Here is a 21,532-nt window from a genome sequence, read left to right on the forward strand (position 1 = left end):
CGCGCGCCGCCGTGCGCCGCGGTGTGTCAGGGCGCCACCATCAGGGTGGCCGGGGGTCCCGCCGGGCCGCGTTGATGACGCGTTGATCGAACGTTTTTCGGCCCCCGGCACGATCTCGTCCATGCACATCGACACCATCACCCCGGCCGACTCCGCCTGGCAGGCCCAGGCGCTGTGCGCGCAGACGGGGGCGGACTTCTTCTTTCCCGAGCCGGGCAGCTCGGTGCGTGAGGCCAAGCGCATCTGCGGCATGTGCGAGATGCGCCCGGCCTGCCTCGAGTACGCCCTGCAGAACGACGAACGCTTCGGCGTCTGGGGCGGCCTGTCGGAGAAGGAACGCCTGGAACTCAGGCGGAGGACACACTGACGCGGCCGGTACGCGTGTGCGTACCGGCCGCGTCATGGCCCGCAGTCGGGTGGGTGTGCCGTCAGCCGGCGGCGCGCGCCGCCATGCGTGCCTTGCGTGCCGCGAGCTTCTCGTCGAACTTCAGGGCCTCCGCGTCCAGCCCGCCCATGAACAGGCCGAGTTCCTCCTGGGCCTTGAGGCCCTCGGGGCCGAGGCCGTCGATCTCCAGGACCTTCAGGTGGCGCAGGACCGGCTGGAGCACGTCGTCGTGGTGGATGCGCAGGTTGTAGACCTCGCCGATCGCCATCTGGGCGGCGAACCGCTCGAAGCCGGGCATGCCGTGGCCGGGCATCCGGAAGTTCACCACGACGTCCCGGACCGCCTGCATGGTCAGGTCGGGAGCCAGCTCGAAGGCGGCCTTCAGGAGGTTGCGGTAGAAGACCATGTGGAGGTTCTCGTCGGTCGCGATCCGCGCCAGCATGCGGTCGCAGACCGGGTCGCCGGACTGGTGGCCGGTGTTGCGGTGCGAGATACGGGTCGCGAGCTCCTGGAAGGCGACGTAGGCGACCGAGTGCAGCATCGAGTGGCGGTTGTCCGACTCGAAGCCCTCGCTCATGTGGGCCATGCGGAACGCTTCCAGCTTGTCCGGGTCCACCGCGCGCGAGGCGAGCAGGTAGTCGCGCATCACGATGCCGTGCCGGCCCTCCTCGGCGGTCCAGCGGTGCACCCAGGTGCCCCAGGCGCCGTCACGGCCGAACAGCGAGGCGATCTCGTGGTGGTAGCTGGGCAGGTTGTCCTCGGTGAGGAGGTTCACCACCAGCGCGATCCGGCCGATCTCGGTGACCTTGGACTGCTCCTTGTCCCAGGCCTCGCCGTCCTCGAACAGACCGGGGAAGTTGCGGCCGTCCGACCACGGCACGTACTCGTGCGGCATCCAGTCCTTGGCGACGCCCAGGTGCCGGTTGAGTTCCGTCTCGACGACTTCCTCCAGCGCGTACAGCAGCCGTGCGTCGGTCCAGGCGGAGGACGGGCTGCTGAGGTGAGGGGAAGTGATCGTCATAGGAACTCCAGGGGGCGTACGACCTGAGCGGAACAAACCGGCGAGCGGTGCCGGAACCTACGTGAGCGTAGGCTACGAAACCGTAGGTTACGTTGCCGTAGGTTAAGTCCCGTGTAAAGATCCCTGATCAGACCATGTTTTCTAGGACTTCCAAGCAACTGCAGGAAGAACCCAGGACCGCAGGTCCCAGGGCTGAAGGGGCGATCGGCTCACCCATCAGGCGTACAGGTCCCTGAGGCGCACCGAGAGACAAGTCACACAGCCCTCCAGCTTCTCGAACTCGCTGATGTCCACCACGACCGGATCGTGACCGAGATCGGCGAGCAGCTCCGCGGACTTCGGCGCGCTCGCCGCCATCAGCAGCTTGCTGCCGCCCAGCAGCACCACGTGCGAGCCCGACTCCTCGGGCACCGACAGGAAGCGCGGGAACAGCGACGGCCGGTCCACCTTGGGGATGTTCCCGATGACCGTCCCGTCGGGCAGCGCCGTGACCGCCGACTTCAGGTGCAGCACCTTGGTCACGGGTACGGCGACGACGCGCGCCCCCAGCGGCTCGAAGGCGGCCCGCAGCTGCTGGACACCGGCCGCGTTGGTGCGGCCGCCCCGGCCGACGTAGATCGTGTCGCCGATCTTCAGCACGTCGCCGCCGTCCAGGGTGCCCGGCTCCCAGATCCAGTTCACCGAGCAGCCCAGGCGCGCCACGGCCTCCTCGACGCCTGCCGTCTCGTCCCGCCGGGACTCGGCGCCGGGCCGGGTGATCAGCGCGACGTTCTTGTACATGACGACCGTGTCCTCGACGAACACGGAGTCCGGGCAGTCGTCCTCCGGGTCCACCTCGACCGTCTCCCAGCCGTGCTCGCGCAGGGCCTCGACGTACGCCTCCCACTGCTCGACAGCGAGATCGAAGTCGACCTTCTCCCGCTCGATGTGCGTCACGAGCCCTTCGGCGAGGCGGGGGCTCGGGCGGCGGACGAGGGCCTTCTTGCTGGGCACGACGGAACTCCGAATCGGCGGGACGGCAGACCGGGCGCCCATGACGCGACGCCCGGTCCGCCATCATGCAGCGCCGATCCACGACGGCAAAACCCTCGTTGCCAGGCTGTGCCCCTCCTGAGACGCGCAATCGGGAGCTATCCGATCGCCTCCGGCGTCGTCTCCTGCAGCTCGCCGTCCAGCAGCAGCCACCGGGTGATCCCGATCGACTCCAGGAACGGCAGGTCGTGGCTGGCCACGATCAGCGCCCCTTCGTACGACTCCAGGGCCGACGTCAGCTGCCGCACGCTCGCCATGTCCAGGTTGTTCGTCGGCTCGTCGAGCATCAGCAGCTGCGGTGCGGGCTCGGCCAGCATCAAAGCGGCCAGGGCCGCCCGGAAGCGTTCGCCGCCGGACAGGGTGGCCGCCTTCTGGTCGGCGCGGGCGCCCCGGAACAGGAAGCGGGCAAGGCGCGCCCGGACCCGGTTGTTGGTGGCGGCCGGGGCGAACCGGGCCACGTTCTCGGCGACCGACAGCTCGTCGTCGAGCACGTCGAGGCGCTGGGGCAGGAAACGCAGCGGCACGTGCGCGTGCGCCTCGCCCGCCACCGGGGCCAGCTCCCCGGCGATCGTCCGCAGTAGCGTCGTCTTGCCCGCGCCGTTGCGCCCGATCAGCGCCACCCGCTCAGGGCCGCGCAGATCGAGACCGCCGGCCACGCGCGCGCCGTACGCGAGCTGCAGGTCCATGAGGGTCAGGACGGTGCGGCCCGGCGGGACGGCCGTGTGCGGCAGGTCGACGCGGATCTCGTCGTCGTCCCGTACGGCGTCCACCGCCTCGTCGAGCTTTTCCTTCGCCTCGGTGAGCCGCTCCTCGTGCATGATGCGGTGCTTGCCCGCGGACTCCTGCGCCGCGCGCTTGCGCGCCCCCATGACGATCTTCGGCTCGCGCTTCTGGTCCCACATCTTCTGCCCGTATCGCTTGCGCCGGGCCAACTTGACCTGGGCGTCGACCAGTTCACGCTTCTGCCTTTTGAAGTCGGCCTCCGCGACCCGCACCATCCGCTCGGCCGCCTCCTGCTCGGTGGCGAGCGCCTCCTCGTACGCGGAGAAGTTGCCGCCGAACCAGGTGACCTCCCCGGAGCGCAGATCGGCGATCTGGTCGACCAGTTCCAGGAGTTCGCGGTCGTGGCTGACCACGACCATCACACCCGGCCAGGACTCGACGGCCGCGTACAGCCGCCTGCGCGCGTACAGGTCGAGGTTGTTGGTCGGCTCGTCCAGGAGCAGGACGTCCGGGCGGCGCAGCAGCAGTGCGGCCAGCCGCAGCAGCACCGACTCGCCGCCCGAGACCTCGCCGATGGTGCGGTCCAACTCGATGTGTCCGAGGCCGAGTTCGCCGAGTGTGGCGAGCGCGCGTTCTTCCACGTCCCAGTCGTCGCCGACCGTCTCGAAGTGCTCCTCGGCCACGTCGCCCGCCTCGATGGCGTGCAGCGCGGCGCGCTGCGCGGCGATGCCGAGGGCCCTGTCGACGCGCAGCTGGGTGTCGAGCGTGACGTTCTGCGGGAGGTAGCCGACCTCGCCCGCGACGCGTACGGCGCCGTCGGCCGGGGCGAGCTCACCGCCGATCAGCTTCAACAGGGTCGATTTCCCGGACCCGTTGACGCCGACGAGCCCCGTTCTGCCGGGACCGAAGGAGACATCGAGGCCCTCGAAGACAGGGGTGCCGTCGGGCCAGGTGAAGGACAGGGACGTACAAGTGATGGAAGTAGACATGCGGGCCTCGCGGTTGCTTGGTGCGGTCATGGGCAAACGCGTATCGAGACACCGGAGACCAGCGGCGGGAGAGGAGAACCCTGGAGTACGGGACCGGGGCACGAAAAAAGCCCTGCTCCGTCGGGACGGCTCGACTGCCGAGGTCGCACGCAGCGCACACACCTCACGTGTGTGACACGGTGTCTCAGGACCTCAGACGAGCAACGTCCTTCTCCAATCGACGGCAACAGAACCGCTGTACACCGTAGGAAGCGGTGGGCGGGCTGTCAACGGATTAACGTGATCCCCGCCCTCACCGCACGAAGGAGTCTCCGTGCCCAACGGCCCGCTCTCACTGCCCGCCCGGCTCTACCTGCTGGCCTGGGACACGAACACCACCGAGGTCACCGCCGCCGCCCGCCTCCACCACCTGGTGCGGGCCGGCGCGCTCACCGAACTGGCCCAGCGCGGTCTGCTCGTCGACGACGACGGCATCGCCACGCCCGCCGACATGGACTCCCTCACCGGGGACGCCGTCCTCGACGGGCTCCTGGAACTGGTCCGCGAGTCCCGGCCGCACCGCTGGCAGACCTGGGTGACGCTGCACGCGCGCGTGACGCTCGATGCCGTACGGGAGCAACTGACGGCGCAGGGCTGTCTGCGGGCGGAGCGGAAGCGGGTGCTCGGAGTCTTCCCGAGCGTGGAGCACGTGCTGGCGCGGGCGGACCTCGTGGACGCGCTGCGTGCGGAGGCGCGGCAGGTTCTGGAGGGCCCGGTGCCGGTGGCGGAGGTCTCCGAGCGGGACGCGGCCGTCGTCGCCCTCGCCGCGACCGCGGAGCTGCCCACGCTGGTGCCGGGCAAGGACCGTCAACGCCACCACGTGCGCGTGGCGGAGCTGACCGAGCGCAGTGGGGCGGCAGCGCCCGCGCTGCGGAAGCTCGTCACCGAGGTGCACACGGCGCTGGCCGCGTCGCTGACGCCGGTCGCCGCGGCGACGGGCGACTGAGGTCGCCAACACCAGCGCGGGGCTCTCCTGGGCCCTCGGCTCGACGGACGACTCTCGATTGGACGCCCCTGGTCCACCGCGCCACCCGGGAGCTGGTGGAGGCGGGGACGTACAGGGGCGCGCTGAGCACCCTTAGGGGAGCGGGGCTGTATCGATTTGCGGCTCCGCCGCGTCGGCGCGACCAGCCACGACGTGCCCGCACACGACCTACCGCCTGTCGCGCCCCACCCGCGGAGCGCTCAGCAGGCGTCCCGGATCAGCTCCGCCAGGTCATGGTCCAGATCGAGCTGGAGATGCTCCAGCCCCACGGGCACCAGCGCGCTCGTGGCGTCGAGGAACCGGCGTATCTCGTGCGAGCGGACGTGCACGACGGCGGTGCCCTCGGGGGCGTGGAACTCCAGGACGGTGCGCTCGTAGCCGTACGGCCGCACGCGCACGTCGCCGTGGCCCTCGGGCTCGTGCAGACCGGCTGCGAGGAGGTCGCGGGCGAACGTCCAGCAGACCTCCACGCCCTCCAGGGTGGCCGGGGCCGGGAAGGTCATACGGACCGCGAACGGGTCGCTGCGGTCGTAGTGCAGCTTCGCCGGGATGCTCGGCATGCGCGGCGCGGCGGCGACGAGGCGGGCCTCCACGGGTTGTTCGATGACGGTGGACAACGCCTTGCTCCCTTGTGACGTCTGGACGGGCTTCCGGGTGGATTGGGCGGGGCACTGCTAGAGACGCTGGAATCAGCCAATCCGTGCACACCGATTTCGAGTGACCTGCGTCACCGCGTTCATGCACAGGAGTGACGCAGTCCATTTCCCGTGCCACGACGGGCAGTTGTGGCGGGAGCCGCCATCTGGACGGAGTCCGGGGCGTCGGCTAGCTTCGCCCGCCATGAGGCGTATGGGGAACACGCGACGACTGAGGCGTACGTTTCGGACAGTGGCCGCAGGGGCGGTGTGCTCGGCGGCGCTGGCCGCCCTGACCGCCGTACCCGCACAGGCACGGGAGCCCGGGCACCGGGCGCCGCACTGGGAACTGAAGGACACCGGCGCGACCGGCGTGCGCTTCCGGGGGCTGTCGGCCGTCAGCCGGGACACCGCCTGGGTGGCCGGAACCGGCGGCACCGTGCTGCGCACCACCGACGGCGGGGCGAGCTGGCGGAACGTCTCGCCACCGGGCGCCGGCGAGCTGCAGTTCCGGGACGTCGAGGCGTTCGACGCGCGCCGTGCCGTGGCGCTGGCCATCGGCGAGGGCGAGGCCTCCCGCGTGTACCGCACCGACGACGGCGGCACGACCTGGACCGAGTCCTTCCGCAACACCGACACCAAGGCCTTCTACGACTGCCTGACCTTCTTCGACCGCCGCCACGGCCTCGCCATGAGCGACCCGGTCGACGGCAGGTTCCGCATCCTGTCGACCGGCGACGGCGGCCGCTCCTGGAAGGTGCTCCCCAGCGACGGCATGCCGGCCGCGCTGGACGGCGAGGCGGGCTTCGCGGCGAGCGGGCAGTGCCTGGTCGCCTCCGGCCCCTCGGACGTCTGGCTCGCCACCGGCGGCGGTGCACGCGCGCGCGTGCTGCACTCCGCCGACCGCGGGCTCACCTGGACGGTCACCGACACACCGATCCCGGCCGGCGACCCGGCGAAGGGCGTCTTCGCGCTCGCCTTCCGCGACCGCACCCACGGCCTCGCCGTCGGCGGCGACTACCGCCCGGACCAGACCTCCCCGCAGGCGGCGGCCGGCACCTTCGACGGCGGCCGCACCTGGCAGCCCGCCGCCACCCCGCCGCCCGCCTACCGCTCCGGCGCCGCCTGGCTCCCGCACAGCCGCACCGCCGCCCTCGCGGTCGGCCCCACCGGCACCGACCTGACCACCGACGGCGGCCGCACCTGGCGGACGGTCGACACGGGCTCGTACGACACCGTGGACTGCGCCCCGGATCTCGGCTGCTGGGCCGCGGGGGAGCAGGGACGGGTGGCTCGCCTGGAACGATGACGCATGGGACTCGGATGCGGGTACTCGGGCGCTGACTGCGAGAGGAGTGAGCGACGATGCCCGCAGGTTCCAGCTCCAAGCGTGAGCGCCAGTACGAGCACATCAAGAAGAGCGCGCAGGACCGGGGGGAGAGCACCGGGCGCGCCAAGGAGATCGCGGCGCGGACGGTGAACAAGGAGCGCGCCCGGTCCGGTGAGTCCAAGTCCGCCAGCCGCAGCTCCACGAAGGACATGTCATCCGGCAAGCGCGGTGGCCAGCGGTCGGGCCAGGGCTCCCAGGGCCCCACCCGCGACCAGCTGTACAACGAGGCCAAACAGCGCGGTATCGAGGGCCGTTCGAACATGAACAAGGGGCAGCTGCAGCGTGCGCTGAACGCGAAGAAGGGCTGAGCTCTCGTCCCCCGCGACAGCGAGGACCATGCCGCCGTCGCGGGGGTTCTTGCGCCCGGCGTCGAACGTCCGCCGCCCGCTCACGGGCCGTACGCTCGTCCCCATCATGACGACCGTACGCATTCCCGCGGGCTGGCCCGCGACCGAGGAACAGGCCCGCGCCGTACAGGACGAACTGCGGACACAGGTGGTGCTCGACGAGCCGGGACCGCCGCCCGGCACCGGCCATGTCACCGGCGTCGACGTGGCCTACGACGACGAGCGGGACGTCGTCGCGGCCGCGGCGGTCGTTCTGGACGCGGCGACCCTGGAGGTCGTCGCGGAGGCAACGGCGGTGGGCCGCATCTCCTTCCCGTACGTCCCCGGCCTGCTTGCCTTCCGTGAGATCCCCACGGTCCTCGCCGCCCTGGACGCCCTGGCGTGCCCGCCCGGCCTGGTCGTCTGCGACGGCTACGGGCTGGCCCACCCCCGCCGCTTCGGCCTCGCCAGCCACCTCGGCGTCCTGACGGGCCTGCCCACGATCGGCGTCGCCAAGAACCCCTTCACCTTCGCCTACGACGACCCGGGCGCCGCGCGCGGCAGCACGTCACCGCTCCTCGCGGACACCGAGGAGGTCGGCCGCGCTCTGCGCACCCGCGACGCGGTCAAGCCGGTCTTCGTGTCCGTCGGCCACCGCATGGACCTCGCCAACGCCTGCGCCCACACGCTGGCCCTGACCCCGAAGTACCGGCTGCCGGAGACGACGCGCAGGGCGGATGCGTTGTGCCGAACTGCGTTGCGGGATGCCGCCCCGAGGTGACCACTTGCCGATCCTGCGGCGGCGGATTCTGCCCGGCCGTGGGGACGCGCCCTGTTCGAGCGGCAGTCCGACCCGATGACCTGGGCGGGCCGTGTACTGCGGGCGGCGGCCGACGGGCACGGGCGGACGCCTGAGATCGAGAGGGCTCTGGAGCTCGCGGCGGACCGGGACCGGTGGAGCCGCGGACGTGAGGTGTTCGAGCTGGTCCGCCGAGGCTCGGCGGCCGAGGAGCAGTGCGCGCAGGAGCAACGGATCCTCTTCCGCCTCGCCGAGCTGGTCGGCAAGGTCGCCCACAACGAGGCCGGACCTCCGCCGTTCTTCGACCAGCACGCGGGGTGGCAGATCGGCCCCCTTGCCTGGCAGCTCGCCATCGTCGAGCCCGACCCCGCTGTACGGGACCGGATCGCGGATGCGCTGGGCGACCGGCCGCCCCTGCCGCTCGACGGGTGAGCTGAGTACCCGGACTGAGTACCCGTACGGATGTGGGTGCGGTGCGCCGGTCGGCAGGCTGTGCCGCATGACGACGCACCGCGCCCCGAAGCCCCTCGCCGATCCCAACCGTCCCGTCGAGCGTGCCGTGACGGCCGCGCTGATCCTCGCCGTGCTGGCGGGACTCGGCTGGATCGCCGGGATGCTCTACACGGTGGCGGGGTGGTCCTAGCTCCTGTTCGGCGGCCTGCGACAGCGCCGACTCGGCGACCATTTTGGCCGTCTCGTCGTAGCCGGGGTCGCCGCCCGCGACCTGCCTGAGCACGAGCTGGCCGCCGGCCACAGGTGCGCACGGGACCTCGACCGCGCGCTCGACGGGCAACCCGATGCGCGCTGAACATGACGTCAATGGGCCAGCGCGTAGGCACTCTTTCCCGCCAGCAACAGGCCGACCACGACACTGCCGTACACGATCGCCTGTTCCGCGTGGCCCTGCATCCAAGAGCGCAGTTCCCGCAGTCGGTGTCGGGCGGACGCCGGCTTGAAGACCACATACAGCTCCGCGGCGAGCAGCGTGGCGGTCGCGACGATGCAGTACGCGATCAGTACCAGCCAGGTCGTGGGGTCGGAGCCGTCGGCCTCCACCACGGTCACGGCGCCGGCGGCGACGAGGGCCCACGGCTGGAGAAGGACGGCAAGTCCCGCCGCCGGCCAGAGTGCGCCCCGGTCCATCCGGGAAGTGAGGAAAGAGGACGATCTGCCGTTCGGCGCCGAGGTGACGGTGGGGGACGGATCGTGGTGACCGGCCTTTCGGTGCCGGTGGATGCCGTACACGACGAGCGACACTCCGATGGCGACCTTGATCGCGAGGTTTGCCGTGGACGGAGGCGACCTCCGGTCCGGGGGCTGCCCGCCGGTCACCGTCAGGACCAGAACGATCACCGCGACGAAACACGTCATCCATCCCGAGATGAAGGCGAGCCCCGTCCGAACGCCTCTGACGGATGCCACCACCAGGACGAACGCCATGAGGGGGAGCGGGTCGAGCGTGATGGCGAGGGCGATGAGCAGGAGGTCGAAGACCATGGGCGATCCCATCAGGCACCGTATGGGCCGAGCCTATGCACGGCTGTGACCCACCGCATCTCATGTGACGGTTGAGCCGTCCTTGCCCCGTGCGCGCGGCAGGGTGCCGTGGCCCGCTTCGTCGCGCACTCTGGAGATGGAAGGGGCGACGATGGAGACTCGCGGCTGATGCGGCGCCGGGATGCGGGCACGGACTCGCGTGCGTCACGGTGGCGTGGCCGTCTCGGAGAACTGACGGCCTGCCTGAAAGCCGTCCACGCGCGGCTGGAGATCCGCTTCCCCGTCATCACAGCACTTCTGGACCGCATGGTGTCGGTGAACATCTTCGACTCCGCCACCCGCATCGCGGCGCAGTGCTTCCTCACCGCGGTCCCGTTGCTGTTCGTGCTGGACGCGTACGCGCCCGATACGGTGCAGACCCAGGTCGTCAAATCGGTCAGCGCCGTCTTCGGTCTGACCGGGCAGTCGAAGGCCGAGGTGGAGCGGGCGTTCCAGCCCCCGACCGACGATGTGCGCCAGGCGATCGGCGTGGTCGGCGGGCTGATGGTGCTGCTGTCGGCCACCGCGGTGAGCCGCGCGGTGCAGCGGTTGTGCAGACGGGCCTGGCAGCTGCCCCACGGAGGAACGAAAGTCGCTCCATGGAGGTGGCTGTCATGGATCGGCCTGTGGCTCGGCGCCTTGGTCGCACAAGGGCTGTTGCGCGACGGGTTCGGGCTGGGGGCCTGGCTGGGAATTCCGATCGTCCTGGTCGTACAGACGGCGATGTGGTGGTGGACCCAGCATCTTCTGCTGGGCGGGGCAGTCCGCTGGGCGCCCCTCCTGCCAGGGGCCGTCCTCACGGCGATCGCGGTCGGCTGCCTGTCCGTGACCGCCCATTTCTACATGCCACGGGCGCTCAACCGGGCACTGTCCGACTACGGTTCCGCGGGTTCCGTCTTCGTCCTGCTGTCCTGGCTGATCGTCGTCTCCGTGGCCATCGCCGTCGGGCTCAGCGTGGGCGCCGTACTGTCCCAGGAGCCCTTCCTGCGGCGGCGCCTCGGAACCCCGACCTCGCCACGCTGACGGGACACCCGTCGGAACCCGCTGGCAGGTGCCGCCGACCAGGATGTGAGGTTGAGGGCGGTCGGCCAGTCGGGCGCTCCGTCGTGGCGGCTCCCCGGTTGCTGCAGTACCGGGTGTACGCCGCCTCGGTGGCGGACCCGGTGCCGGGTCCGCCACCGGGTCCGCTCGCTGTTCGCGGTTGACTACCTGCACGCCAATGCCGCGGGCCGGGTCAGACGACGAGGGTGCACCGTTCCCGCGCCCCCGCCCGGCCCGGGCCGGGCGGGTGGACGGGATGCCGAGCGCGGTCGCGCGCCGGTCCTGCTCGTGCCTGCGTCTCAGCCGTGCCGATTCACCGGCTCGACGCCACCCTGAAGGTGATCCCCGCCCGTCGCAGCCGTTCCGTGAGAGCGTCGCCCATCGCGACCGCCGTGGTGACCTGGCCGGCCGTCGGCGGCAGGTCGTCGAACGCCAGCGACAGCGCCGACTCGGCGAACATCTTCGCCGTCTCGTCGTAGCCTGGGTCGCCGCCCGCGACCTCCGTGAGCACCTGGCGGCCACCGCCCTCGCCCACGAAGCGGACCCGGAACCAGCTCTTCGCCCGCTTCTCGGCGCTCGGCCCCTCGCCGGGCTTGAGGCGGTCGGACAACCAGCGCCGCGCCGGCGGCAGTTGGGCGGCCGCGAAGAGGCCGCCGACGGCCGCGATCCCGCCCACGGCGACGGGCAGGTGTCGTACGGCTGCGTAGTGGCGGTAGCGGAAGTCGGGGCCGTAGCGCTCCAGGGCCTTCGCGGAGCGGCCCACGATCTGCGCGTCGATGGTCGGCAGCGGCAGCGCCCACGCACCGACCTCCTTCGCGAACCGCGGCACACCGGTGGGCGCGGCCGCCCGCCGCCCCACCAGGCGCGGCTCGTGCCGCTTGCGGTCCCGCTCGGCGGCCAGCATCGGCCGCACTCGCGAGAACTGGTTCAGCGCCGACGCGAACGTACCGCCGGAGAAGGTGGCGTCCGCCGTCACGAACCCGTCCACTGTCAGCGGCACCCCCTCGGGCAGCTGCCGCACGGTGAAGTACGCGCCCAGGTCGTGGGGGATCGAGTCGAACCCGCAGGCGTGCACCAGCCGCGCACCGGTCTCACGCGCGCGTGCATCGTGGCGGACGTACGTCAGGTCCACGAACTCGGGCTCACCGGTGAGGTCGAGATAGTCCGCACCGCTGTCCGCGCAGGCGGCGACCAGCTCCTCGCCGTACGTCACGTACGGCCCCACGGTCGTGGCCACCACGCGCGCGTGTTCCGCGAGTTCGCGCAGCGACACCGGATCGGCCACGTCCGCCCGCAGCACCCCGACCTTCCCGGTGCCGGGCAGCCGCTCGCGCAGCTGCTCCAGCTTCCGCTCACTGCGGCCGGCGATCGCCCAGCGCAGGTCCTCGGGCGCATGCGCGGCAAGGTACTCCGCGGTGAGCGTCCCGACGAAGCCCGTGGCTCCGAAGAGCACGAGGTCGTACGGACGGTCCGTCCTGTTCAGCCTGCTCATGACACCCCTCGGTCCGCAGCACGCGCCGTTGTCGGTGGCCGAGGCTAGCGTGAAGGGTGCGGAGCCCGACGACGAGCCCGGAGGTAAGCGGTGTCCGTGCCGAAGAACGCCCTGAACAAATGGGAGAACGTGCGCGAGTTCGCCCTCGGGCTGCCGGTGAAGCTCAGGGACGAGGCGGCCCACGCGTACCTCGCCGGTCGCGGAATGCGCCGGATACGGCCCGGCAGGGCCGGCTGGGTCCGCGTCCCGCTGGATGCACGCTGATCCGCATGCCTCCTCCGGCACAACTTGGCTAAGCGCTTGCTCTCCCGGGTCTTGTGTCCGCTGGAACGTGTTCCTAACATCACTAGTGTTACAGCAGTTGTGTCACAACTCCTGGGGACTGCATGGCAGAGGCAAAGACGCCTGGACACGGCCCGCTTTCCGGCGTGCGCGTGGTGGAGCTGGCCGGTATCGGGCCCGGCCCGTTCGCCGCCATGCTCCTCGCCGACCTGGGCGCCGACGTCGTCCGCGTGGACCGCCCCGGCGGCGTCGGACTCGCGATCAACACCGAGTACGACATCACCAACCGCAACAAGCGCTCGGTGATCGTCGACCTGAAGTCCGCGGACGGCCCCGCGTGGGTCCTCGACCTCGCCGCACGCGCCGACATCCTCATCGAGGGCTACCGCCCCGGAGTGGCCGAGCGCCTGGGCGTCGGCCCCGAGGCCTGCCACGCCCGCAACCCGGAACTCGTCTACGGCCGCATGACCGGCTGGGGCCAGCAGGGCCCCCTCGCGCACCGCGCCGGCCACGACATCGCGTACATCGCCCTCACCGGCACCCTCGGCATGATCGGCAGCCCGGACGAGCCCCCGGCCGTCCCCGCCAACCTCCTCGGCGACTACGCGGGCGGGGCCCTCTACCTGGTCGTCGGCGTCCTCGCCGCCCTCCACCACGCGCGCGCGGGCGGCAGCGGCCAGGTCGTCGACGCCGCCATCGTCGACGGCACCTCCCACCTCGCCGCGATGATCCACGGCATGCTCGCCGCCGGCGGCTGGCAGGACCGGCGCGGCGCCAACCTCCTGGACGGCGGCTGCCCGTACTACGGCACATACGAGACGGCCGACGGCAAGTACATGGCGGTCGGTGCCCTGGAGCCGCAGTTCTACGACGAGTTCGTGCGCGTCCTCGGCATCCCGGAGCACGCCGACGCCCGCAAGGACTGGACCCGCTGGGGCGAGCTGCGCGAGGCGGTCGCGGCCCGCTTCACATCCCGCACCCGGGACGAGTGGACGGCGCTCTTCGAGGGCTCCGACGCGTGCGTGGCGCCCGTGCTGTCCCTGCGCGAGGCCCCGCACCACCCGCACCTCGCCGCCCGCGGCACCTTCACCGACCACGGCGGCATCACCCAGCCCGCGCCCGCCCCCCGGTTCTCCGCCACCCCCACGGCCGTACGCACCGGTCCCGCGCAGCCCGGCGCCGACACCGCCGACGTGGCGCGCGACTGGGACGTACCCGACCTCCTGAAGGGCCTCGAATGAAACGGCAGATCTTCGCCCCCGAGCACGACGCGTTCCGCGCGACCGTGCGTGCCTTCCTGGCCAGGGAGGTGCTGCCGTACTACCAGCAGTGGGAGAAGGACGGCATCGTCTCGCGCGACGCCTGGCGGGCGGCCGGGAAGCAGGGCCTGCTCGGACTCGCCGTGCCCGAGGAGTACGGGGGCGGCGGCACCTCCGACTTCCGCTACGCCACCGTACTGGCCGAGGAGTTCACCCGCGCGGGCGCGCCCGGGCTCGCCCTCGGCCTGCACAACGACGTCATCGGCCCGTACCTCACCGGCCTGGCCACCGATGAGCAGAAGCGGCGCTGGCTGCCCGGCTTCTGCGACGGCTCCCTCATCACCGCCATCGCCATGACCGAGCCGGGCGCGGGTTCCGACCTCCAGGGCATCCGTACGCACGCCGAGGACCGGGGCGACCACTGGCTGCTGAACGGCGCCAAGACGTTCATCTCCAACGGGATCCTCGCCGACCTGGTGATCGTCGTCGCGAAAACGACCCCGGAAGGCGGCGCGCACGGACTGTCGCTGCTCGTCGTCGAACGCGGCACGGAGGGCTTCGAGCGCGGCCGCAACCTCGACAAGATCGGCCAGAAGGCACAGGACACGGCCGAGTTGTTCTTCACGGATGTGCGCGTGCCCAAGGAGAACCTGCTCGGCACGCTCAACGGTGCCTTCGGCCACCTGATGACCAACCTCGCGCAGGAGCGCCTCAGCATCGCCGTCTCCGCGATCGCGGCCGCCGAGCACCTGCTGGAGCTCACCACCGAGTACGTCAAGGAGCGCGAGGCCTTCGGCCGACCGCTCGCCACCAAGCAGCACATCCGCTTCGAGATAGCCGAGATGGCCACCGAGTGCGCCGTCACGCGCGCGTTCCTCGACCGCTGCGTCGAGGACCACTCCGTCGGCACGCTCGACGCCGTGCACGCCTCCATGGCCAAGTGGTGGGCGACCGAGTTGCAGAAGCGGGTCGCCGACCGCTGCCTCCAACTGCACGGCGGCTACGGCTACATGACCGAGTACCCGGTCGCCAGGGCCTTCACCGACGGCCGCATCCAGACCATCTACGGCGGGACCACCGAGATCATGAAGGAGATCATCGGCCGTTCCCTGCTGGGCTGACGCTCTTTGCCCGGCTGACCCACACCCCGAAAGGCTTTCCAGTGAGCACCGAAGCGTACGTGTACGACGCGATCCGCACCCCGCGCGGCCGCGGCAAGGCGAACGGCTCCTTGCACGGCACCAAGCCCATCGACCTGGTCGTCGGACTCATCCACGAGATCCGCGACCGCTTCCCCGGCCTGGACCCGGCGGCGATCGACGACATCGTGCTCGGCGTCGTCGGCCCGGTCGGCGACCAGGGCTCCGACATCGCCCGCATCGCCGCCGTCGCCGCGGGCCTCCCGGACACGGTCGCCGGCGTACAGGAGAACCGCTTCTGTGCGTCGGGTCTGGAGGCCGTCAACATGGCCGCCGCCAAGGTCCGTTCGGGCTGGGAGGACCTGGTCCTCGCGGGTGGCGTCGAGTCCATGTCGCGGGTGCCGATGGCTTCCGACGGCGGCGCCTGGTTCAACGACCCGATGACCAACCTTGCCGTCAACTTCGTGCCGCAGGGCATCGGCGCCGACCTGATCGCCACCATCGAGGGCTTCTCGCGCCGTGACGTCGACGAGTACGCGGCGCTCTCGCAGGAGCGGGCGGCGACGGCCTGGAAGGAGGGCCGCTTCGACCGCTCCGTCGTCCCGGTCAAGGACCGCAGCGGCCTGGTCGTCCTCGACCACGACGAGCACCTGCGCCCGGGTACGACGGCCGACTCCCTCGCCAAGCTGAAGCCGTCCTTCGCGGACATCGGCGACCTGGGCGGCTTCGACGCCGTGGCGCTGCAGAAGTACCACTGGGTCGAGAAGATCGACCACGTCCACCACGCGGGCAACTCCTCCGGAATCGTGGACGGCGCCTCGCTGGTCGCGATCGGCTCCAAGGAGGTCGGCGAGCGCCACGGCCTCACCCCGCGCGCGCGGATCGTCTCCGCCGCCGTCTCGGGCTCCGAGCCCACGATCATGCTCACCGGTCCCGCGCCCGCCACCCGCAAGGCGCTCGCCAAGGCCGGCCTCACCATCGACGACATCGACCTCGTCGAGATCAACGAGGCCTTCGCGGCGGTCGTCCTGCGTTTCGTGCGCGACATGGGCCTGTCCCTGGACAAGGTCAACGTCAACGGCGGCGCGATCGCCCTCGGCCACCCGCTCGGCGCGACCGGCGCCATGATCCTCGGCAGTCTGATCGACGAACTGGAGCGCCAGGACAAGCGCTACGGACTCGCGACCCTCTGCGTCGGCGGCGGCATGGGCATCGCCACGATCGTCGAGCGCATCTGAACACCCGGCGGAACCAAGAGACTTCAGAGACTTCTACGGAGACACCCGTCATGACGCAGAGCACCACCATCCGCTGGGAACAGGACCGCACCGGCGTCGTCACCCTCGTACTGGACGACCCGAACCAGTCCGCGAACACCATGAACCAGGCGTTCCGCGACTCCCTCGCTGTGATCACCGACCGCCTGGAGGCCGAGAAGGACTCCATCCGCGGCATCATCCTCACCTCCGCCAAGAAGACCTTCTTCGCAGGCGGCGACCTGCGCGACCTCATCCGGGTCACCCCCGAGACCGCCCAGGACCTCTTCGACGGCGGCCTGGCGATCAAGCGCAACCTGCGCCGCATCGAGACCCTGGGCAAGCCGGTCGTCGCCGCGATCAACGGCGCGGCCCTGGGCGGCGGCTACGAGATCGCGCTGGCCTGCCACCACCGGGTCGCACTCGACACCTCCGGTGCGAGGATCGGCTGCCCGGAGGTCACCCTCGGCCTGCTCCCCGGGGGCGGTGGCGTCGTCCGCACCGTACGCCTGCTGGGCATCGCCGACGCGCTGCTGAAGGTGCTGCTGCAGGGCACCCAGTACAACGCGCAGCGCGCGCTCGACAACGGCCTGATCCACGAAGTGGCCGCCACCCAGGACGAGTTGCTCGCCAAGGCCCGCGCCTTCATCGACGCCAACCCCGAGTCGCAGCAGCCCTGGGACAAGCCCGGCTACCGCATCCCGGGCGGCACCCCCGCCAACCCGAAGTTCGCGGCCAACCTGCCCGCCTTCCCGGCCAGTCTGCGCAAGCAGACGAACGGCGCGCCCTACCCGGCGCCCCGCAACATCCTCGCCGCGGCCGTCGAGGGCTCCCAGGTCGACTTCGAGACGGCCCAGGTCATCGAGGCGCGCTACTTCGTGGAGCTGGCCGCCGGCCAGACCTCCAAGAACATGATCCAGGCCTTCTTCTTCGACCTCCAGGCCGTCAACTCCGGCGCCAACCGTCCCAAGGGCATCGAGTCGCGTCCGGTCCGCAGGGCCGCCGTCCTGGGCGCCGGGATGATGGGCGCGGGCATCGCGTACTCGTGCGCCCGCGCGGGCATCGACGTGGTCCTGAAGGACGTGTCGCTCGAGGCGGCCGTCAAGGGCAAGGGCTACTCCGAGAAGCTGTGCGCGAAGGCGGTCTCCCGGGGCCGTACGACGCAGGAGAAGGCGGACGCACTGCTCGCCCGCATCACGCCGACGGGGGACCCGCAGGACGTGGCCGGCTGCGACGCGGTCATCGAGGCCGTGTTCGAGAACCCGGAGCTCAAGCACAAGGTGTTCCAGGAGATCCAGCACATCGTCGAGCCGGACGCGCTGCTGTGCTCCAACACCTCGACCCTGCCGATCACCGCCCTCGCCGAAGGCGTCGAGCGCCAGTCCGACTTCATCGGCCTGCACTTCTTCTCGCCGGTCGACAAGATGCCGCTCGTCGAGATCATCAAGGGCGAGCGGACGGGTGAGGAGGCCCTCGCGCGCGCCTTCGACCTGGTCCGCCAGATCAAGAAGACCCCGATCGTCGTCAACGACTCCCGGGGCTTCTTCACCTCCCGCGTCATCGGCCACTTCATCAACGAGGGCGTCGCGATGGTCGGCGAGGGCATCGAGCCCGCGTCCGTCGAGCAGGCGGCGGCCCAGGCGGGCTACCCGGCCAAGGTGCTCTCCCTGATGGACGAGCTGACGCTCACGCTCCCGCGCAAGATCCGCAACGAGTCGAAGCGGGCCGTGGAGGAGGCGGGCGGCACCTGGCCGACGCACCCGGCCGAGGCGGTCATCGACCGCATGGTCGACGAGTTCGGGCGGACCGGGCGCAGTGGGGGAGCGGGCTTCTACGACTACGACGAGGCGGGCAAGCGGGCGGGGCTGTGGCCCGGGCTGCGCGAGCACTTCACCGAGCCGGGGCACGAGATCCCGTTCCGGGACATGCAGGAGCGGATGCTCTTCTCCGAGGCGCTCGACACGGTCAAGCTCCTGGAGGAGGGTGTCCTGACGTCGGTGGCCGACGCCAACATCGGCTCGATCTTCGGGATCGGCTTCCCCGGCTGGACGGGCGGGGTCCTGCAGTACATCAACGGCTACGAGGGCGGGTTGCCGGGCTTTGTGGCACGCGCGCGTGAGCTCGCGGACCGTTACGGGGAGCGGTTCACGCCGCCCGCACTGCTGGTGGAGAAGGCGGAGAAGGGGGAGCGGTTCGCGGACGCGTGACCCCTGGCGCCGGCGGCTTTTTCGTCCCCGCCGTCCCTTCCCATTCCCGTCCCTGGGGGCTGCCGCCCCCAGACCCCCGCTTTCGGCCTGAACGGCCTCGTCCTCAAACGCCGGACGGGCTGAGATTGGCTGCGCCAAATTCAGCCCCTCCGGCGTTTGAGGAGCGGGGGTCCGGGGGCTGGCCCCCGGGTCGGGACGGGTAGGGGCGGCGGGGGCGAGATCCGTCGGTGGGGCGTACCGCTGAGCGACACGCCCCCTTGCCTCCCGCGGAAGCGCCCCGCACGCTGATCAGCGAAAGGCTCACACGGCCGCCGCCCCCCGAGGAGCCCCCATGGGATACCGTCCCGCCCTCGCCCTCCTGGAGATCCTGCGCGGCGAGGGCGTGGACCGCGTCTTCGGCAACCCCGGCACCACCGAACTCCCTTTCCTGGCCGCCCTGGCGGACGCCCAGGACGCCCCCGAGTACGTGCTCGGCGTCCACGAGGGTTCCGTCGTCTCCATGGCCGACGGCTACGCCCGCGGCACCGGCCGCCCCGCCTTCGTCAGCCTGCACATCGCCGCCGGCCTCGCCAACGGCCTGATCGGCCTGCTCAACGCCCGCCGCTCCCGTACGCCCCTCGTCGTGACGGCAGGTCAGCAGGACCGCCGCCACCTCCAGCAGGACCCCATGCTCTCCGGCGACATCATCGGCCTGGCGGCCCCCGCAGTGAAGGCCACGTACGACGTCCAGCACGCCCACGACCTCCCGCTCGCCCTGCGCCGCGCCTTCGCCCTGGCCCAACGGCCGCCCGCCGGACCGGTGTTCCTGTCCGTGCCCACGGATCTGCTCGGCGAGGACACCGAGGTCGAAGTCCCGGCCCGCACCCCCACACCCCCGCCGGGACCGGCCCCCGGCCTCGAGCGCGCGGCCCACCTGCTCGGCGCCGCCGCCCGTCCCGTGATCGTCGCCGGGGACGGGGTGGGCCGCGAGGACGCCGTCGCCGCGCTCGTGCGCACTGCGGAGGCGTGCGGTGCGGTGGTCCACCACCAGCCGATGGCCGACTGCCTCAACTTCCCCACCACACACCCCCTCTACGCCGGGATGCTGCCGCCCCGCCACGACGCCATCCGCGAGGCCCTCGCCGCGTACGACACCGTGCTGATCGCCGGAGCGCACGCCTTCACACCCCACCACTACACCCCGGGGCCCGCGCTGCCGCCCGGCCTCACCGTCGTCCAGCTCGACTCGGACCCGCACGAGATCGGCCGCAACTTCCCGGCCACCGCCGGACTCGTGGGCGCCCTGGGCCCCTCCCTGCACCGCCTCGCCGAGCTGCTGCCCGACCGTGTGCCCGCCCACGCCGCCAAGGCCCGCGCCCTGCGCGCCGGTGAACGGCACACCGCCGAACGCGACCGCGCCGAGTCCGCCGCCCGCGCCGCCTACTCCCCGGCACCCCTCGCCCCGTGGGCCGCCGCCCACGCCGTGGCCCGCGGACTGCCGTCCGACGCCGTGGTCGTCGAAGAGGCCATCACCGTCGGCCTGTTGCTCCGCCGATTCGTCCGCCTCGACCGCCCCGGCAGCTACACGCACACCGTCGGCGGCGGCCTCGGCTGGGGCATCGGCGCCGCCGTCGGCCGCGCCCTCGCCGAGCCCGGCCGCCCGGTGGTCGCCGTCCTGGGCGACGGCTGCACCCTGTTCGGCCTCCAAGGCCTGTGGAGCGCCGCCCGCCAGAACGTCCCTGTCCTGTTCGTGGTGATGAGCAACGGCGCCTACCAGACCGTCCAGGACACCTACGGGGCCATGGGCAACCAGGGCGTCTGCCCCGGGACGGAGCTGGGGCCACTGGACTTCACCCACGCGGCGCGCTTCTTCGGGGTCGACGCGGTACGCGCGGACAGCGCGGACCACCTGCGTGAACTGGTTGCCGGGGCGGGTGAGCTGACGAGGCCGCTGCTGGTGGACGTACCCCTGCGACAGTGACGGCCCGAGCCGTGCGCGCCCGGACACTCCCGCCCGCCTTCTGCCACCTAGCCTCCTTGTCGGCCCACCCGGAAACGACGAGTTCATCCGCGACCGGCAGGACGCTCAACGTGTCAGGAGGATCGGCCTTCCTCCGAGACGCCTTCCTCGGAGATGCCTTCCTCGGAGATGCCTTCCTCAGAGAGGTCGAGTGAGACGTCGAGCCACTGGTGCACTTCCTCCCTGAGCGAGCGCTGGAAGGTCGTCAGCAGCGCCTGCACCACGATGGGCTGCATGTGCGCGGACAGCGACTTCACGTCCTCCTCCGCCCGCTCGGACACCTCGCCCCGGAACAGCTGTGACAGCTCGTGCGCGGCGGCCCGCGAGTGCTCGATCAGCACCCTTCGCGCCGCGAGGATCGCCTGCTCCGACAGCGGTACGTCGAGGAGCTGCACGGCGAGCCGGAGCAGGCCGGAGTCGACGCGGTACGACTCCCCGTCGCGCCGGATCACGTTCATGGCGCACAGCCGCTCGACCTCGTCCTCGGTCAGCGGCCGCCCGGCGCGGCGCCGCAGCTCCGCCGCGCTGACGGTCTCCACGGTGTCCGGTGCCCAGGACGCCACCACGGCCCGGTGGATCGCCAGGTCGTGGTGGCTCAGACCGGGCGGCAGCTGTGCCATGTAGCGCTCGATCGCCGCCAGCGTCATGCCCTGGTGCTGCAGTTCCTCGATGAGCGCCAGCCGGGCCACGTGCTGCTGCCCGTAGCGGCCCACCCGGCGCGGACCGATCACCGGCGGCGGCAGCAGTCCCTTGGTGCCGTAGAAGCGGACCGTGCGGACCGTGACGCCTGCCCGCGCGGCCAGTTCGTCGATCGTGAGCGTCGGCTCCGCGGTGTCGCTGTCGGTGTCGGTGTCCGTCGTCATGTGCAGCAGTATCGCTGTCACACCAGTACTGCGAAACCCGCTGGGTGGGGCCGGTGGGGCTTGTGAGAAGTACGGCTCTGTGATCTATGCCATCGCATGCGCGCCGCCACCTGGGGGAAGGTGCCGCGTTGGTC

At 71.4% G+C, this 21,532-nt stretch carries 21 protein-coding genes; 14 read left to right on the forward strand and 7 right to left on the reverse strand.

Annotation, left to right across the window (positions count from 1 at the left end; genetic code table 11):
• The first annotated feature begins 121 nt into the window (after nucleotides 1–121).
• Entirely contained in the window at nucleotides 122–367 is a 246-nt protein-coding gene (locus EDD92_RS39660; protein ID WP_030936300.1) for a WhiB family transcriptional regulator, read from the forward strand.
• A 61-nt stretch (nucleotides 368–428) separates the two neighbouring features.
• On the opposite strand, the gene EDD92_RS39665 is transcribed toward EDD92_RS39660, so the two are convergent.
• The 3 genes from EDD92_RS39665 to EDD92_RS39675 all read right to left on the reverse strand — a co-directional run bounded on the left by EDD92_RS39665 (nucleotide 429) and on the right by EDD92_RS39675 (nucleotide 4,150).
• A complete protein-coding gene (locus EDD92_RS39665) occupies nucleotides 429–1,406 on the reverse strand; it encodes an acyl-ACP desaturase (protein WP_123968758.1) in 978 nt (325 codons plus the stop codon).
• A 216-nt stretch (nucleotides 1,407–1,622) separates the two neighbouring features.
• Nucleotides 1,623–2,399: a dimethylargininase gene (ddaH, locus tag EDD92_RS39670; protein WP_123968759.1), complete on the reverse strand. Its 777-nt coding sequence runs from the start codon at nucleotides 2,397–2,399 to the stop codon at nucleotides 1,623–1,625.
• A gap of 137 nt (nucleotides 2,400–2,536) precedes the next feature.
• Complete coding sequence (locus EDD92_RS39675) at nucleotides 2,537–4,150, reverse strand: ABC-F family ATP-binding cassette domain-containing protein (RefSeq protein ID WP_123970754.1); 1,614 nt, start codon at nucleotides 4,148–4,150, stop codon at nucleotides 2,537–2,539.
• 313 nt (nucleotides 4,151–4,463) lie between these two features.
• Here EDD92_RS39675 and EDD92_RS39680 point away from each other — a divergent pair, with 313 nt between their 5' ends.
• A complete protein-coding gene (locus EDD92_RS39680) occupies nucleotides 4,464–5,135 on the forward strand; it encodes a GPP34 family phosphoprotein (protein WP_123968760.1) in 672 nt (223 codons plus the stop codon).
• A 239-nt stretch (nucleotides 5,136–5,374) separates the two neighbouring features.
• On the opposite strand, the gene EDD92_RS39685 is transcribed toward EDD92_RS39680, so the two are convergent.
• Entirely contained in the window at nucleotides 5,375–5,791 is a 417-nt protein-coding gene (locus EDD92_RS39685; protein WP_115910400.1) for an SsgA family sporulation/cell division regulator, read from the reverse strand.
• Nucleotides 5,792–6,014: 223 nt separating this feature from the next.
• Here EDD92_RS39685 and EDD92_RS39690 point away from each other — a divergent pair, with 223 nt between their 5' ends.
• From EDD92_RS39690 to mmpA, 5 genes are all read left to right on the forward strand, one after another.
• Complete coding sequence (locus EDD92_RS39690; RefSeq protein WP_399184967.1) at nucleotides 6,015–7,118, forward strand: WD40/YVTN/BNR-like repeat-containing protein; 1,104 nt, start codon at nucleotides 6,015–6,017, stop codon at nucleotides 7,116–7,118.
• A 56-nt stretch (nucleotides 7,119–7,174) separates the two neighbouring features.
• Nucleotides 7,175–7,507, forward strand: coding sequence for a plasmid stabilization protein (locus EDD92_RS39695; protein ID WP_123968762.1), 333 nt, complete (start codon nucleotides 7,175–7,177; stop codon nucleotides 7,505–7,507).
• Between the two features lie 106 nt (nucleotides 7,508–7,613).
• The gene (locus tag EDD92_RS39700; RefSeq protein ID WP_123968763.1) at nucleotides 7,614–8,306 is read left to right on the forward strand and encodes an endonuclease V; all 693 of its coding nucleotides are present in this window, start codon (nucleotides 7,614–7,616) and stop codon (nucleotides 8,304–8,306) included.
• Nucleotides 8,307–8,381: 75 nt separating this feature from the next.
• Nucleotides 8,382–8,756: a hypothetical protein gene (locus EDD92_RS39705; RefSeq protein WP_123968764.1), complete on the forward strand. Its 375-nt coding sequence runs from the start codon at nucleotides 8,382–8,384 to the stop codon at nucleotides 8,754–8,756.
• Nucleotides 8,757–8,823: 67 nt separating this feature from the next.
• Nucleotides 8,824–8,967 (forward strand): morphogenic membrane protein MmpA, encoded by a 144-nt coding sequence (gene mmpA, locus EDD92_RS50145; RefSeq protein ID WP_185124272.1) that lies wholly within the window; start codon nucleotides 8,824–8,826, stop codon nucleotides 8,965–8,967.
• 173 nt (nucleotides 8,968–9,140) lie between these two features.
• On the opposite strand, the gene EDD92_RS39710 is transcribed toward mmpA, so the two are convergent.
• Nucleotides 9,141–9,821 carry a GAP family protein gene (locus EDD92_RS39710; protein ID WP_123968765.1) on the reverse strand — a complete coding sequence of 227 codons (681 nt, stop codon included), beginning with the start codon at nucleotides 9,819–9,821 and terminating at the stop codon, nucleotides 9,141–9,143.
• Between the two features lie 168 nt (nucleotides 9,822–9,989).
• Here EDD92_RS39710 and EDD92_RS39715 point away from each other — a divergent pair, with 168 nt between their 5' ends.
• Nucleotides 9,990–10,883, forward strand: coding sequence for a YhjD/YihY/BrkB family envelope integrity protein (locus EDD92_RS39715; RefSeq protein WP_123968766.1), 894 nt, complete (start codon nucleotides 9,990–9,992; stop codon nucleotides 10,881–10,883).
• A gap of 331 nt (nucleotides 10,884–11,214) precedes the next feature.
• Here EDD92_RS39715 and EDD92_RS39720 read toward each other — a convergent pair whose 3' ends face one another.
• The gene (locus EDD92_RS39720; RefSeq protein ID WP_123968767.1) at nucleotides 11,215–12,393 is read right to left on the reverse strand and encodes a trans-acting enoyl reductase family protein; all 1,179 of its coding nucleotides are present in this window, start codon (nucleotides 12,391–12,393) and stop codon (nucleotides 11,215–11,217) included.
• 96 nt (nucleotides 12,394–12,489) lie between these two features.
• Here EDD92_RS39720 and EDD92_RS50150 point away from each other — a divergent pair, with 96 nt between their 5' ends.
• From EDD92_RS50150 to EDD92_RS39745, 6 genes are all read left to right on the forward strand, one after another.
• Nucleotides 12,490–12,657, forward strand: coding sequence for a hypothetical protein (locus EDD92_RS50150; protein ID WP_185124273.1), 168 nt, complete (start codon nucleotides 12,490–12,492; stop codon nucleotides 12,655–12,657).
• A gap of 122 nt (nucleotides 12,658–12,779) precedes the next feature.
• Complete coding sequence (locus tag EDD92_RS39725) at nucleotides 12,780–13,916, forward strand: CaiB/BaiF CoA-transferase family protein (protein WP_123968768.1); 1,137 nt, start codon at nucleotides 12,780–12,782, stop codon at nucleotides 13,914–13,916.
• Entirely contained in the window at nucleotides 13,913–15,055 is a 1,143-nt protein-coding gene (locus EDD92_RS39730; RefSeq protein WP_123968769.1) for an acyl-CoA dehydrogenase family protein, read from the forward strand. Before EDD92_RS39725 ends, EDD92_RS39730 begins: the two co-directional genes overlap by 4 nt.
• Before the next feature lie 41 nt (nucleotides 15,056–15,096).
• Nucleotides 15,097–16,311 (forward strand): acetyl-CoA C-acetyltransferase, encoded by a 1,215-nt coding sequence (locus EDD92_RS39735; RefSeq protein ID WP_123968770.1) that lies wholly within the window; start codon nucleotides 15,097–15,099, stop codon nucleotides 16,309–16,311.
• Between the two features lie 50 nt (nucleotides 16,312–16,361).
• Nucleotides 16,362–18,536: a 3-hydroxyacyl-CoA dehydrogenase NAD-binding domain-containing protein gene (locus tag EDD92_RS39740; RefSeq protein WP_123968771.1), complete on the forward strand. Its 2,175-nt coding sequence runs from the start codon at nucleotides 16,362–16,364 to the stop codon at nucleotides 18,534–18,536.
• 331 nt (nucleotides 18,537–18,867) lie between these two features.
• Nucleotides 18,868–20,496: a thiamine pyrophosphate-binding protein gene (locus EDD92_RS39745; RefSeq protein ID WP_123968772.1), complete on the forward strand. Its 1,629-nt coding sequence runs from the start codon at nucleotides 18,868–18,870 to the stop codon at nucleotides 20,494–20,496.
• A 113-nt stretch (nucleotides 20,497–20,609) separates the two neighbouring features.
• Here EDD92_RS39745 and EDD92_RS39750 read toward each other — a convergent pair whose 3' ends face one another.
• The gene (locus tag EDD92_RS39750) at nucleotides 20,610–21,398 is read right to left on the reverse strand and encodes a MerR family transcriptional regulator (RefSeq protein ID WP_123968773.1); all 789 of its coding nucleotides are present in this window, start codon (nucleotides 21,396–21,398) and stop codon (nucleotides 20,610–20,612) included.
• Nucleotides 21,399–21,532: the final 134 nt, after the last annotated feature.

This window comes from Streptomyces sp. TLI_185 (genome assembly GCF_003814765.1).
Lineage (GTDB): Bacteria > Actinomycetota > Actinomycetes > Streptomycetales > Streptomycetaceae > Streptomyces.